This window comes from Gemmatirosa kalamazoonensis (assembly GCF_000522985.1).
In the GTDB taxonomy this organism is placed as follows: domain Bacteria; phylum Gemmatimonadota; class Gemmatimonadetes; order Gemmatimonadales; family Gemmatimonadaceae; genus Gemmatirosa; species Gemmatirosa kalamazoonensis.
Genome location: NZ_CP007130.1, coordinates 652,829 through 666,934, shown reverse-complemented (window position 1 = coordinate 666,934; position 14,106 = coordinate 652,829). Strand labels below are relative to the sequence as shown.

Below are 14,106 nucleotides of genomic sequence, written 5' to 3'. Positions count from 1 at the left end.
GGACTGAAGAAGGAAACACCAGCAATGTGTTGGTCCTTGCGGTTGTCCTTCCTCAGTCCTGCGTCGGTCCTACAGGAAATCGTACGTGGAGTCGTGCACGGCGCGTCTCAGCCCGTCTTGCCCGCGATGTTCGGGTTGTTCACGCGCTCCACGTCCGGCAGCGGGAAGCACGTCAGCGTGCCGTACGTACCGCCGCCGCCCGCGTACGCCGTGCCCGCGGCGGGCGAGAGCGCGAGCCCCAGCCGGCGGATGTCGCCGAGGCGGTGCCCCTCGAGGAACAGCTCGCGGCGGCGCTCCTCCACGATCTGCGCCTGGACCTGCGCCGCCGTCTGTCCGGTCGCGTCGTACGCCGGCACGCCCGTGCGCGTGGCGCGCACCGCGTTGATCGCCGCCACCGCCCCCGGAATGTCGCCCGCCGCCGCGCGCGCCTCGGCGATGATGAGCTGCGCCTCCGCCCACCGCGCGATCGGCATCACCGTCGTCAGCGTCGGGTACTTGTCCGGCGTCCAGATCACCGAGCCCTGCGCCGTGCCGGCCTTGGTCGTGTTCGTCACCGCCACGCGCGGATCCGCGGCCCCGTTAGGCAGCGTGAGGCCGCGGAAGCTCGGATCCACCGTCGCCCAGTTGTTCTGGTTCACGGCGAGGAACGAGAAGTTCTGTCGGCGCACGTTCACGTTGTCCGTGCCCGTCGTCGCGATGAACGACGCCGGGATCTTCGCCGCGTCCGCCGCCGCCGTCGCCGGCTGCTTCATGTCGAGCAGCGTGCGCGCGCGGCCGAGCAGCGCGAGGTTCAGCGTCGCCTGGTCGTTCGCCGCCGTCGCCGCCGTCACCGCCTCGTCGAAGCGCGCCTTCGCTTCCGCGAACACCTGGTCCGGCGTCAGCTCCGGCCCGAGGTTGATCGCCGCCGTGCACATCCCCTCGCCGAGCAGCACCAGGCTGTACCCCGCGTACGCCGCCGCCTGGCCGATGAGCTTCGTGCGGTTCACCCCGGGCGGCATCTGCGCGTCCGTCCACTCCTTCAGCCGCGCCAGCACCGTGTCCGCCGAGCCGCGCGCCGTCGACAGCGTCGTGTAGATCGGTGGCTGCTGGTTGTTGCCGCAGGCGCCCGTGCCGTACGACGCGTTCGTCGTCAGCCGGCGTGCGTCGTAGTCGAAGTTCGCCGTCGAGCCGATCGCGTTCGACAGCTCGTCGACGAGCAGCCCGCTCCCGACGACGTAGCGCGTGTACGCGCACTCGAAGTCGGCGATCGCGCCGTTCACCAGCAGCTGTGCGTTCTGCGGCACGTACAGCGTCGCCGCCGAGACCTGCCCGGGATTCGTCTGCTTCAGCGCCGTCACGTCCTTGCACGCCACGACGCCTAACGTGGCCAGGAGCGCGAGCGCCCGCTCGATGTGGTGGGTTCTCATGGGGCTCACCTGGTTACCACGTGACGCGCACGGTGGCGACGAAGCTGCGGAGCGGCGGCGTCACGGCCTGGTCGAGCGTCGCCGTCGTCGTCGCCGCGTTGTTGATGTTCGACTCGGGGTCGATGCCCCGGTACTTCGTCCACGTGTACAGGTTGCGCCCCGCGATCGTCAGCGACGTGCGCGCGCGCGTGATCCGCTCGGGGAACGTGTACGTCGCCGAGATCTCGCGCAGCTTCGTGAAGCCGGCGTCCTGGATGTACTGGTCGACCGTGCCGAGGGCGACCGCGTTGATGTTCGTCTCCGCGAGGTAGAGCGGGTCGTACTCCTGCGGGTAGTAGTTCGCGCGGCAGAGCGCGCCGCCCACGGCGCCCGTGCACCGCAGCAGCTCCACCGAGTTCTGGAGCTTGTTGCCGCGCCGGAAGTCGGCCAGCCCGTACAGCGACAGTCGCTGCCAGAGCGTCACCGTGGAGCTCACCGCCCCCGTCACCTTCGGCGTCGGCGTGCCCCAGAAGACGAACGGCGCCGTCGCGCAGGCCACGCCGGTGCCGTTAGGCCCCTCGCACAGGATGTTCGTCGCCTGCCCCGTCGTCGCGTTGCGCTCGGCGGAGATCACGTGGCGCACGAAGATGCCGCCGATCGGATAGCCCACCACGTTCGCCGCGCCGTACGACGCGATGATCGTCGGCAGCCCGCCGAGGTCGCGGATGACGTCCTTGTTCGTCGCGACGTTCGCGTTGATGTCCCACGACACCGTGCGCCGCGCCACCGCGCGCAGGTTCGCGCTCAGCTCGACGCCCTTGTTGTCGACCTGGCCCAGGTTGCGGTACTGCGTCCCCGGGAAGCCGCTCGACGGGGCCACCGGCTGCTGCACGATCTCGTCGTACGTCTTCTTGTTGTAGTACGTGAAGTCGAGCGTCAGGCGGTTGTAGAGTCCGGCCTCGAACCCGAGCTCGACCTCCTTGCCGCGCTCCGGCTTGAGGTCCGGGTTGCCTAACGAGTTCGGCGTCACCGCGCTCGACCCGCCCGGCCCCGTCGTCGCCGCGAACGTGCGCAGCGCGGAGAACGCCGCCGGCTGCCGTCCCGACTCGCCGTACGCGGCGCGCAGCCGCAGCGTGTTCACCGCGTTCCGCCAGCGCTCCCAGAACGGCTCCTCGTTCACCACCCAGCTCGCGCTCACCTTCGGGTAGGTGACCCACTTGAAGTCCTCGCCGAACGCGCTGTTGTTGTCCACGCGCAGCGCGCCGGAGAGGAACAGTCGGTCGTGCCACCCGAACTGCTGCTCGGCGTACGCGCCGATCGTCGTGTTGATCGTCTCGCTCTGCGACGACGCGACCGGCGCCGTCGTGCCGGAGACGATGTCCACGCCCGGCGCCGGGAACGCCGTGCCGCCGAGGAAGCTCGAGTTCAGCGCCGTCTTGTAGAACTGCCCGCCCACCGACGACTTCGACGAGAGCGCGCTCGTGAGGCTCACGCGCGCCGAGCCGTTGTAGTCGCCCGTGAACACCGAGTTGTGGCGCAGCGTCTGGCCGATCGCGCCGCCGGCGGCGGCCGCCGTCAGGTAGCGCGCGATCTCGGGCGGCGCGAACCGCTCCAGCGCGCGCTCGTCGCTCCCCGCGTAGTCGAGCCCCACGATCGCGCGCTGCGTGAACCACGACGCCGGCCGGTTCGTGATCGTCGCGCTGCCGGTGAAACGGTCCACCCGCGTCGAGTTGTCGTAGAGCTGCTGCGGCACTTCCGGCGGCACGGCGAAGAAGCCGCGCGTGCCCGCGAACAGCAGCCGGTGCCCGACCTGCGCGCCCAACAGCGGCGACGCGCCGTAGTCGGCGCCGAGGTGCGTGTCGCCGGCGACGTAGTTCACGCTCATCGCCAGCTCGGTGCTCGGCCGCACCGACGAGTTCAGGTTCGTGTGCAGCGAGAACTGGCGCAGCGAGTTGTTCGGCTCGATGCCGAGGTCGTTCTCGTACGTCGAGCCGAGGTAGTAGCGCAGCGCGTCGCGGCCGCCGCTGAGCGAGCCGGTGAACTTCCGCGTCTGGCCCGTCTTGTAGATCGGCCGGCCGCTGTCGGCCTCCTGCTGCAGGCCGTTCCACGTGACGATCTGACCGCTCGTCGGATCCTTGAAGTAGTTCGTCTGCACGCGGTCGACGGCGTTCGCGAACTCGAGCGAGCCTTCCTCCACCTGCGCCGAGATCTGCGGCGCGGCGCCGGCGGCGCCCTTCTTCGTGATGATCTGGATGACGCCGTTCGCCGCCTCGGTGCCGTAGATGGTCGCCGCGGCCGGGCCCTTGATCACCTCGATCGACTCGATGTCGTCGGGGTTGATGTCGTTCAGTCGGCCGCCCACCTGCGAGCCCTGCCCGCCGAGTCGCCCGGCGACCGCCTGCGGGCCGGAGCTCGTCTGGTTGTTCACCCGCACGCCGTCGACGTAGATGAGCGGGCTGTTCTCGAGCGACAGCGACGAGCGCCCGCGCACCTCGATCGTCGGCCCGGCGCCGAGCCGGCCGGTGCGCTGCCTGACGGCGACGCCCGGGGCGCGCGCGTTCAGCAGGCTCGCCACGTTCGGCGCCGCCGACTGCTGCAGCGCCGTCGCGGCGTCGATCGTCGCCACCGCGTTGCCCACTTCGCGGCGCTGGGTCTCGCCGGCGGTGCCGGAGATGACGACCTGATCGAGGGCGATGGCGCTCGCCTGCAGGCCGAAGTCGGCGGTCGCCTCGCGCCCCGCGGTCACGGTGACCGACAGCCGCGTGGGGTTGTAGCCGATGCGCCGGGCGATGGCGGTGTAGGTCCCCGCGGGCACGCCGGTGATCCGGTAGCGGCCGTCGGCGCCGGTGGCGGCGCCGAACCGGGTGCCGTCGAGCGCGACGGCGACGCCGGTGAGTGGGGTGTGGGCGACGCCGTCGGTGACGGTGCCGGCCACGACGCCGGTGGGGCCGCTCGTCGGCTGGGCGCGCAGGTCGGGCGCGCCGAGGGCGAGCGTCACGAGGAGGAGCCAGCCGCCGAGGATCGGGGGCGTGGCGGGGGCGAGGCGTCGGGCAGCCGTGGGTGGCATGCGTGGCTCCAGCGCCGCTGGTCCGGAGGAGGGAAGTACACGCTTTGGTACACGCTATTGTATACCAAGGTGGGCCCAAGCTATGTTGGGGCGCCGCGACCGGCAAGAGCGCGTCGCACGGCGTAACGCGGCATGGGACCGGCCCCACGACCCGTCCTCCACCGGACGATCGCATGATCCCTCAGACGACTGACCTGGCCCCCCCGTCCGCTTCGCCCGCCACGGGCGTCGACGGGGTCACCATCCGCCGCGTCGCCTCGCTGGCCGAGTACCACGAGTGCATCGCGATCCAGGAGGAGACCTGGGGCGTCGGGTTCCGCGAGCTCGTGCCCGCCGCCATCCTCCTCGTCTCCCAGAAGCTCGGCGGCGTCTGCGCCGCCGCGTTCGCCGAGCCCACCGACGACCGGCCGGACGGCCGTATGCTCGGCTTCGTCTTCGGCATCACCGGCGTCGAGAACGGCGCGCTCGTCCACTGGTCCGACCTCCTCGCCGTCCGTCCCGAGGCGCGCGGCGGCCACCTCGGCGAGCGCCTCAAGCGCTACCAGCGCGAGCTCGTCCTCGGCGTCGGCGCCCGGACCATGTACTGGACGTTCGACCCGCTCGTCGCCCGCAACGCGCACCTCAACCTCGCGCGCCTCGGCGCCCGCGCGTCGGAGTACGTGCCGAACATGTACGGCGACGATACCGGCAGCCCGCTCCACGGCCGCCTCGCCACCGACCGCTTCGTCGCGAAGTGGGACCTCCTCGCGCTCGACGGCGACGCGCGGGTCCCCGACCGCCCCGGGATCCTCGTGAACCCCACCGACGACCGCGGCGTCCCCATGCTCGCGCCGCTCCCCGACGCGCCGGTCGTCCACGTCGCCGTCCCGCGCGACCTCGAGGCGCTGCCCTACGACCTTCGCGCCGTCTGGCGCGACGTCACCCGCGAGGCCCTCCTCGCCTACCTCGGCCGCGGCTACGAGGTCGCCACGTTCGCGCGCGGCGACGCGACTACGCTGCCGCACTACGTTCTCGCGGCGCACGACTGATCGCACGCGGAGGCGCGGAGAACGCGGAGGACACCGGCTCGTGTGGTCGTTCTCCGCGCTCTCCGCGGCTCCGCGTGAGCATCCACCGCGCACATCCCATGCTCTGCATCCGAATCACGCTGAGAGAGATCCGTCTCCCACTGAAGGAGCCGTTCCGCATCTCCTCCGGCGTCGTCGCCGACCGCCGCATCCTGCTGCTCGAGCTCCACGACGCCGACGGCGCGCGCACGTGGAGCGAGTGCGTCGCGTTCGACACACCGATCTACAGCCCCGACACCATCGACACGAGCTGGCTCGCGATCGCCGAGTGGATCGCGCCGCGCGTGCTCGGTGCGACGTTCGCCCATCCGCGCGACGTCTTCCCGACGCTCGAGCGCGACTTCCGCGGCCACCTCATGCCGAAGGCCGCGGTGGAGATGGGCTGCTGGGCGCTCGCCGCGGAGAAGGAGGGCGTGCCGCTCGCCCGCCTGCTCGGCGGCACCCGCGACTGCATCGAGACCGGCATCTCGCTCGGCATCCAGGCGAGCCCCGACGCGCTCGTCCAGCGCGCCGCGGCCGCGGTGGCCGAGGGCTACCGCAAGGTGAAGCTGAAGATCGAGCCGGGGCGCGACGTCGCGTACGTGCGCGCGGTGCGCGAGGCACTTCCCGACGCGCCGCTCATGGCCGACGCGAACAACGCGTACACGCTCGCCCAGGCCGACGTGCTGCAGCAGCTCGACGCGTTCGGCCTCATGATGATCGAGCAGCCGCTCGCGTGGGACGACCTCCTCCAGCACGCCTCGCTGCAGAAGCGCCTCACGACGCCCGTCTGCCTCGACGAGTCCATCACCTCGCTCGACCGCGCGCGCGACATGGTGGCGCTCGGCGCCGGCCGCATCGTGAACATCAAGCCGGGACGCGTCGGCGGCTTCGGGCCGTCGCTCGCCATCCACGACTTTTGCGCCGCGCACGGTGTGCCGGTGTGGTGCGGCGGCATGCTGGAGAGCGGCGTCGGTCGCGCGCACAACGTGGCGCTCGCGTCGCTGCCGAACTTCACGAAGCCCGGAGACCTCAGCCCGAGCGCGCGCTACTGGGCCCGCGACGTCGTCGACCCCGAGTGGACCATGGACGCCGAGGGCCGCGTCCGCGTCCCCCTCGAGCGCGCCGGCCTCGGCGTGACCGTCGACGTCGATCGCATCGAGGATCTCACCGTGCGGTGCGTGACGTTAGGCGCCTGATGTCCGCCGTTCACGGCTCCACGTACGTGTTCTCGCAGGACTGAAGAAGGACAGTCCTTCTTCAGTCCCATGAACACTCGTACGTGGAGCCGTGAACGCCACGCCTAACGCCGCGCCGAGTCGGGGAGGCTGTACGTCACCCGCCCGTCGGCGCCGAGGAACTCCACGCGCGCCCGCCCCGTCGAGTCGACCACGAGCCGGAGCCGCGGCTTCCCCTGCGGGTCGGAGAGGTTCACCACCGCGCTCTTCGCCGGGTCGCGCCCGAGGAACACGCGCTGCGCCATGAGCGGCACGCCGTTCCGCGGCGCCACCAGCGCCTGCAGCGCCGAGTCGCGCGCCGGGCTCGCGGGAAGCTTCTGCAGCGAGTCGCGCGCCTGCACGAGGTCGAAGATGTTCGCCTCCGCGCGGTCGGCCACCGTTAGGCCGGTGCGCCGCACCCCGTTCTGGTCCGTGTAGGAGAGATAGAGGATCTGGTCCGAGTCGTACTGGTCGAACGCGAGCTGGCTCGACGCCCGATACGTCCCGTCCGTGCCGCGCGCGCCCGAGAAGCCGAGCCCTCCGTTCTCCGAGCCCTCGTCGTTGAAGAAGATGATCCCGGGCCGGTTGCCGCCCTTGTAGCCGAACTCCTTTCCCTTGTAGATCGGCCCGATCGAGCGCGGACGGTTCGCGATCACCATGCGCAGCTTCCCGTCCGGCTCCACGACGTTGATCCGCTCCACGTCCATCTCCGTGAACCGCGCGCGCCCCGGCTGCCGGCGGAACGCGGTGAGCGCGAGCACCAGCAGCACGCACGTGCTGACGGCGGAGTACAGCTCGAGCACGCGCACGCGGCGCGCGAGACGGCGGTCGTCCATCGGAGGCTCCGGTCGGTGGTCGGCGGGAACGAGACGTCCCCGAGTCTATGCCGCACGCCTCGGCGCGCCACTCGTCCCGAACGCGGTGACCCCCCTCGCGCAGTTCGGGTCCCAACAGCATCTCCCTGCCGGGCGTATCCCCAGATCGCCCACCCTTCCCCTCCAGTCAGACGTGATGCGCCTCGCTCGTCTCCGCCCCGCGCTCGCATTGCTGCTCGCCACCGCCGGTGCCGCGGGCGCGCAGTCCCCCCGCGGCACCCTGTTCATCGTCGGCGGCGGCACGCAGCCCAAGGCCCTCGTCGACCACTTCGTCGCCCTCGCCGGCGGCCCCGGGAAGGCCCGCATCGCCATCCTCCCGATGGCGAGCGGCGATCCGTCCACCGGGCCGGAGAAGGAGCTGCAGCTCGACTCCCTCGGCGCGGACGCGTTCGTCGTGAACGTCACCCGCGACCAGGCCGACGCCGACTCCATCGTGCGTCTCGTCGCGAACGCCACCGGCATCTGGTTTCCCGGCGGCGACCAGGCGCGCCTCGCGCGGGCGCTCGCCGGATCGAAGCTCCTGCACGCGATCCACGCGCGCTACCAGGCCGGCGCCGTCGTCGGCGGCACCTCCGCCGGCGCGGCGATCATGAGCGACTCCATGCTCACCGGCAACCAGTTCCGCGCCGACGGCACCGTCGACACGTCGGGCACCGGCTGGCAGCGCGTCGCGCGCCGCAGCATCGAGATCGTGCCCGGCCTCGGCTTCCTGCACGGCGCCGTCGTCGACCAGCACTTCCTCCGCCGCCAGCGCAACAACCGCCTGCTCAGCGTCGTGCTCGAGCGCCCAACGCTGTTAGGCGTCGGCATCGACGAGGGCACCGCGCTGCGCGTCGACCCCGACGGGCGATGGACCATCGAGGGCGCGAGCGCGGCGATCGTGTTCGACGCCCGCGACGCCGCCGTCACGCCCGCCGCATCGCCGGCGCGCCTCGGCGCCAGCGGCATCCGGCTCCACGTGCTCCCCGCCGGCAGCACGTTCGACCCGCGCACCGGCAAGGCGACGCTCCCTCCCGCCACGCGTTAGGCACCCTCCCCCACCCCCACCCTCCTCCGAGGATCCGCATGAGGCGCAACACTCCCTGGCACGTCGCGCTCGTTGTGCTGCTCGGCTCCGGACTCGCGCGGCAGGCCGCCGCACAGGCCACCGGGATCGTCCGTGGGACCGTCACCGACTCGGCCACGCAGCGACCCGTCATCGGGGCGCAGGTGACCGTCGGCAGCGGCGCGCGGGGCGCCGTCACGAACGACGCCGGCATCTACGTCGTGCGCGGCGTCCCCGCCGGCGATGCGCTGCTCCGCGTGCAGCGCATCGGCTACGCGTCCGCCGAGCGTCGCGTCGCGGTCGACGCGAACGGCGTCACCACCGTGAACGTGACCATCACGCCCGTCGCCACCGTGCTCTCCACGGTGGTGTCCGTCGGCTACGGCACGTCGAGCCGCGCCACGGTGACGAGCGCCATCGCGTCCGTCGACTCCACGGCGATCCGCAACGCGCCCGTCGCCGCGCTCGACAACGCGCTGCAGGGCAAGATCGCCGGCGTGCAGGTCGTGCAGAACTCCGGCGAGCCGGGGAGCGGCGTGTCGGTGCGTGTGCGCGGCCCCGCGTCGCTGAACGCGGGCAACCAGCCGCTCTACGTCGTCGACGGCATCCCGATCACGCAGGGCGCGTTCGAGCAGATCTCGCAGAGCGGCCAGGACCAGACCGCGATCTCGGCGCTCAACCCCGACGAGATCGCGTCCATCGACGTGCTGAAGGACGCCGCGGCCGCGGCCATCTACGGCTCGCGCGGATCCAACGGCGTCATCCTCATCACCACGAAGCGCGGCACCGCGGGGCGCATGCGCTTCTCGCTGAACGCGTACGGCGGCACGCAGCGGGTGGAGAAGAAGATCGGCCTGCTGAACGCGCAGCAGTACGTCGAGCTGATGAACGAGAGCGCGAAGAACGACGGCTACGCGGTGTCGGACTACGACTTCGTGCCCGGCAAGGACGACGCGCAGAGCTTCGACTGGCAGGACGCGGTGTTCCGCCGCGCCGCCGTCAGCGACGCGCAGCTCGCCATGAGCGGCGGCTCCGATCGGTTCCGCTACTTCCTGTCCGGCTCGAACTTCGACCAGCGCGGCATCGTCATCGGCTCCGGCTACCGCCGGCAGGCGGGCCGCGTGAACCTCGATCTGCACGCCGGCGACCGGCTGCTCCTCACCACGTCGCTCGGCCTCACGCGCGAGGACGACGACCGTATCCCGGGTGACCTGAGCCTCGACGGCGTGGTGACCAACGCCATCGGCATGCAGCCGATGCGGCCGATCCTCGGCAACAGCTTCGGATTCGGCGGCACGACGGAGGGGCTCAAGTACTCCAACCCGGTCGCGATCGCCCGGTACAACCAGAACAACTACCAGACGCTCCGCGCGCTCGGCCACGCCGAGGCGAAGTACAGCGTCGCCGACGGCTTCTCGCTCACCGGGCGCGTCGGCGCCGACGTCTTCAACATCGACGAGCTGCAGTGGGGCTCGCCGAAGGTCGACGCGACGTCGGCGAAGAGCCTCAACGGCATCGGCCGCGACGGCCATACCGCGATCGACAAGTACGTGATGGAGGGCTTCTTCACCGCCGAGCCGCTGCGCGCGGCGAACAACAACCTCTCCATCACCGGCGGCTCGAGCCTCGAGTACAACCGCCGCTACCTGAGCTACCTGCGCGGCGAGGGCTTCCCCACCGGCTTCACGACTTATGTGCGCAACGCGACGAACGTCACGTCGTGGGACGGCAGCCGCAGCGACAACAACCTCGTCTCGTTCTTCACGCGCGCGAACTGGACGCTCGCCAACCGCTACCTCGTGGGCGCCAGCCTGCGCGCGGACGGCTCGTCGCGCTTCGGCAAGGACAACCGCTACGGCATCTTCCCCGCCGCGTCCGTCGGCTGGGTGGTGACCGACGAGCCGGCGCTCTCCGGCCTCGCGCGCATCGGCACGCTGAAGCTGCGCGGCTCGTTCGGCGTCACCGGCAACCAGGGGATCGGCGACTACGCGTCGCTCAACCTCGCGGCCGGCGCGCCGTACGCGGGTGCCCCCGGCGTCGCCGGCACGCAGCTCGGCAACGCGAACCTGAAGTGGGAGACGACGAAGGAGACCGACATCGGGGCCGACTTCGGCTTCTTCGACGGCCGCATCTCCGTCATCGCCGACTGGTACGAGCGCAACACGAGCGACCTGCTCGTGCAACGGCCGATTCCCGTGACGAGCGGCTACTCGTCCATCTGGGACAACATCGGCAGCATCCGCAACCGCGGCGTCGACCTCGGCCTCCACACCGTGAACCTCGACGGCGCGCGCGGATCGTTAGGCCTCGGCTGGACGTCGGACCTCAACGTGACCTGGAACCGGAACACCGTCACGGAGCTCTACGGCGGGCAGCCGGTCACGTTCACCGTCAGCAGCCGCGTCACGTCGGCGGCCGCGGTCGGTCACCCGCTCGGCGAGTTCTACATGTACAAGGTCCTGCGCATCGATCCGCAGGACGGCAACGTCGTGTTCGCGAAGGCGTCGGGCGGCGAGACGAAGAGCCCCACGTCGGCGGACCTCATGTTCGTCGGCTCGCCGCAGCCGAAGTACTACGGCGGCTTCACGAACGTGCTCACGTGGAAGACCCTCGACCTGCGCGGCTTCCTGCAGTTCAGCCAGGGCAACAAGGTCTTCAACATGATGCGCATCTTCACCGACGACGGTGGCTACAGCTACGACAACAAGAGCACCCTCACGCTGACGCGCTGGCAGAAGCCGGGCGACATCACCGACGAGCCGCGCTTCAGCTACGACGGCACCTCCGGCGCGCGCCTCATGTCGAGCCGCATGATCGAGGACGGCTCGTTCGTCCGCCTCGGCGAGATCACGCTCGGCTGGAAGCTCCCGACGCGGCTCGTGACGTCGACGGGGCTCGACAACGCGCGACTGTACGTGTCGGGTCGCAATCTGAAGACGTGGACGAAGTACTCGGGCTACAACCCCGACGTGAGCAGCAGCGGCGCCGCGGCGAACGTCATCACGGGCGTCGACTACTACGCCTACCCGCTGGCCCGCACGTTCAGCCTCGGCCTGTCGGCCGGATGGTGAGCGCCCGCTTCACGTTGACTTCCCACACGAGAGCCCAACGCATCATGCGACTCGCATACATCCGGGGCGTCGCGCTCGCCGCCGCCGTGCTCGCGACGGCCGCCTGCGACAAGACGCTGCACACTGAGCCCTTCGACCGCGTCTCCGCCGAGAACGCGGTCACCGACCTCGCCACCGCGCAGGCCGCGCTGAACGGCGCGTACGGCGCGCTGGAGAGCAGCGGCATGTACGGCCTCGACATCCCGCTGCTCGGCGATCTCCCGTCGGACAACGGCCGCTGGGCCGGCACCTACCAGTTCCTCGGCAACATCGTCAGCAACCAGATCGCTGCCGACAACACCGAGGTCACCAACATGTGGACGGGGCTGTACCGCCAGATCGACCGCGACAACGTCGTGCTGGCGACGGTCCCCAAGATCGCCTCGATCCCCGACGCCACGAAGAGCCAGCTCCAGGGCGAGGCGTACTTTCTTCGCGCGCTGAGCTACAGCGTGCTCGTGAAGTTCTGGGGCGCCGTCCCCACGCCCACGACGCCCGTCGCGAGCGCGAGCGAGGCCGAGCAGTACACCCGCACGCCGGTCGCGCAGGTGTACGCGCTCATCCTCTCCGACCTCGACAAGGCGGCGCAGCTCATCCCGGCGAGCAACACGAACACGCGCCGGGCCACGCGCACCGCGGTCACCGCGCTGCGCTCGCGCGTGCTGTTCTATCGGGCGTTCGCCGGCACGCCGTCGGCGCCTAACGCCACCGACCTGCAGGGGGCGCTCGACGCGGCCAACACGGTGCTCGCCGGCCGCGACACGCTGACCGTGCCGTACGCCAGCCTGTTCACCGCGACGGGCGACAACACGTCGGAGGACATCTTCCGCGTGTCGTTCATCGCGTCGCAGTCGAACAGCCTCGGGTACTACTGGCTGTTCGCCGGCCGCCACGAGGCGGAGCCGTCGGCCAACCTCAACTCGGCGTACGAGGCTGGCGACCTGCGCAAGGCGTCGACGGTCATCAACCGACCGAACAGCACGACGCGCCTGCAGGGCGTGAAGTACCCGACCACCGCAGGCACCGAGCATCCGCACGTCATCCGGCTCGCGGAGCTGGTGCTCATCAAGGCGGAGGTGCTCGCGCGGCAGAACAACCTCGCCGCGGCCGTGGCCGAGTACGACAAGGTGCGCGTGCGCGCCGGCCTGAGGCCGCATGTGCTCGGCACCGACGTGAAGACGCAGGCCGACGTCCTCGCGGCCATCACGAAGGAGCGGCGCATCGAGCTCGCGCTCGAGGGGGACCGGTGGCCCGATCTGGTCCGCCAGGGCCTCGCGGGCACCGTGAAGTCGCTCGCCAAGCCGGGCTACGCGCTCTTCCCCATCCCGCTCCGCGACATCACCGCCGCGGCGTCGGGCGCGCTGGTGCAGAACCCCGACTACTGAGAAGCGAGGGCAGGAGGGCAGGAGGGCAAGAGGGCAGGAGAGCTGACGACTCTCCTGCCCTCCTGCCCTCCTGCCCTCCTGCCCTAGCCATTCCGCGTTCCCGGGCCGTAACGTGGCGGACCCCCAACAGGAGTCCCCATGAAGCTGCGTGTCCTGTCGCCCGCCGTCGCTGCCGCGTGCTTCGCCCTCGCCGCCTGCGCGACCGATCCGACGTCGTCCCCGCTCGCCCCGCGCGGGCCGTCGCGCATCACGTACGGCTCCCTCGACGGCAGCGCGCACCCCGCCGTCGTGCTCATCGTGATGGACATCGCCGGCAGCCCCGCGTACCGCTGCTCGGGCACGCTCATCGCCCCCAAAGTGGTGCTCACGGCCGGGCACTGCACCGGCGAGCCGGGGGAGTTCAGCGGCATGCGGGTGTTCACCGAGTCCGACGTCGAGAACGGGAACAACAACTATCCGTTCGCCGGGCCGAACACCGTCGAGGCGCGGGCCTGGCACTCGCACCCGCAGTTCACCGAGGCGCAGTTCTACCTCCACGACGTCGGCGTCATCGAGCTGCGCACCGCGGTGAACCTCCCCGCCTCCGCGTACGGCAGGCTCCCGAGCGTCGACCAGCTCGACGCGTTGAAGCCGGGCAGCAGCACCGGCTTCACCGCCGTGGGCTACGGCGTGCAGCGCATCAACGCCGCGCAGGAGACGGCGGAGCTGATCCGCATGAGCGCCAACCCGTACCTCGTGCAGATCAACACCGCATTCACCGGCATCGGCTCGCTGCTGCTGTCGAACAACGCGTCCACCGGCGGCACCTGCTTCGGCGACTCCGGCGGCCCGAACTTCCTCGGCACCTCCAACGTCGTCGCCGGCGTGACGTCGTTCGGCCTGAACGGCTCCTGCGGGGGCACGGGCGGTGTCTTCCGCCTCGACCGGAAGGACGTCCTCGGCTTCGTGCAGCAGTACCTGAGGTAGGCCCCGGGAA

9 protein-coding genes are annotated in these 14,106 nt (G+C 70.9%); 6 read left to right on the top strand and 3 right to left on the bottom strand.

What is annotated here, in order from left to right:
* Positions 1–107: 107 nt before the first annotated feature.
* Positions 108–1,406 carry a RagB/SusD family nutrient uptake outer membrane protein gene (locus J421_RS30475; RefSeq protein ID WP_025414916.1) on the bottom strand — a complete coding sequence of 433 codons (1,299 nt, stop codon included), beginning with the start codon at positions 1,404–1,406 and terminating at the stop codon, positions 108–110.
* Positions 1,407–1,419: 13 nt separating this feature from the next.
* Positions 1,420–4,452 (bottom strand): SusC/RagA family TonB-linked outer membrane protein, encoded by a 3,033-nt coding sequence (locus J421_RS30470; protein ID WP_104023526.1) that lies wholly within the window; start codon positions 4,450–4,452, stop codon positions 1,420–1,422.
* Positions 4,453–4,625: 173 nt separating this feature from the next.
* Between J421_RS30470 and J421_RS30465 the strand changes: the two genes are divergently transcribed.
* Both J421_RS30465 and menC read left to right on the top strand, forming a co-directional pair.
* Complete coding sequence (locus tag J421_RS30465) at positions 4,626–5,480, top strand: hypothetical protein (RefSeq protein WP_025414914.1); 855 nt, start codon at positions 4,626–4,628, stop codon at positions 5,478–5,480.
* Between the two features lie 98 nt (positions 5,481–5,578).
* Positions 5,579–6,697, top strand: a complete 1,119-nt coding sequence (gene menC / locus J421_RS30460) for an o-succinylbenzoate synthase (RefSeq protein ID WP_025414913.1) — start codon at positions 5,579–5,581, stop codon at positions 6,695–6,697.
* Between the two features lie 104 nt (positions 6,698–6,801).
* Here menC and J421_RS30455 read toward each other — a convergent pair whose 3' ends face one another.
* Entirely contained in the window at positions 6,802–7,551 is a 750-nt protein-coding gene (locus tag J421_RS30455) for a hypothetical protein (RefSeq protein WP_025414912.1), read from the bottom strand.
* 175 nt (positions 7,552–7,726) lie between these two features.
* On the opposite strand from J421_RS30455, the gene J421_RS30450 reads away from it, so the two are divergent.
* From J421_RS30450 to J421_RS30435, 4 genes are all read left to right on the top strand, one after another.
* On the top strand, positions 7,727–8,617 hold the full coding sequence (locus J421_RS30450) for a cyanophycinase (protein WP_158508997.1): 891 nt from the start codon (positions 7,727–7,729) through the stop codon (positions 8,615–8,617).
* A gap of 38 nt (positions 8,618–8,655) precedes the next feature.
* On the top strand, positions 8,656–11,706 hold the full coding sequence (locus J421_RS30445) for a SusC/RagA family TonB-linked outer membrane protein (protein WP_104023523.1): 3,051 nt from the start codon (positions 8,656–8,658) through the stop codon (positions 11,704–11,706).
* Between the two features lie 44 nt (positions 11,707–11,750).
* On the top strand, positions 11,751–13,130 hold the full coding sequence (locus J421_RS30440; protein ID WP_025414909.1) for a RagB/SusD family nutrient uptake outer membrane protein: 1,380 nt from the start codon (positions 11,751–11,753) through the stop codon (positions 13,128–13,130).
* Between the two features lie 138 nt (positions 13,131–13,268).
* On the top strand, positions 13,269–14,096 hold the full coding sequence (locus tag J421_RS30435; RefSeq protein ID WP_025414908.1) for a S1 family peptidase: 828 nt from the start codon (positions 13,269–13,271) through the stop codon (positions 14,094–14,096).
* Positions 14,097–14,106 lie beyond the last annotated feature (10 nt).

Coding starts and splice junctions, on each gene's coding strand:
- J421_RS30445 (WP_104023523.1), top strand. CDS start 8,656: ATGAGGCGCAACACTCCCTGGCACGTCGCGCTCGTTGTGCTGCTCGGC.
- J421_RS30440 (WP_025414909.1), top strand. CDS start 11,751: ATGCGACTCGCATACATCCGGGGCGTCGCGCTCGCCGCCGCCGTGCTC.
- J421_RS30470 (WP_104023526.1), bottom strand. CDS start 4,452: ATGCCACCCACGGCTGCCCGACGCCTCGCCCCCGCCACGCCCCCGATC.
- menC (WP_025414913.1), top strand. CDS start 5,579: ATGCTCTGCATCCGAATCACGCTGAGAGAGATCCGTCTCCCACTGAAG.
- J421_RS30475 (WP_025414916.1), bottom strand. CDS start 1,406: ATGAGAACCCACCACATCGAGCGGGCGCTCGCGCTCCTGGCCACGTTA.
- J421_RS30465 (WP_025414914.1), top strand. CDS start 4,626: ATGATCCCTCAGACGACTGACCTGGCCCCCCCGTCCGCTTCGCCCGCC.
- J421_RS30455 (WP_025414912.1), bottom strand. CDS start 7,551: ATGGACGACCGCCGTCTCGCGCGCCGCGTGCGCGTGCTCGAGCTGTAC.
- J421_RS30450 (WP_158508997.1), top strand. CDS start 7,727: ATGCGCCTCGCTCGTCTCCGCCCCGCGCTCGCATTGCTGCTCGCCACC.
- J421_RS30435 (WP_025414908.1), top strand. CDS start 13,269: ATGAAGCTGCGTGTCCTGTCGCCCGCCGTCGCTGCCGCGTGCTTCGCC.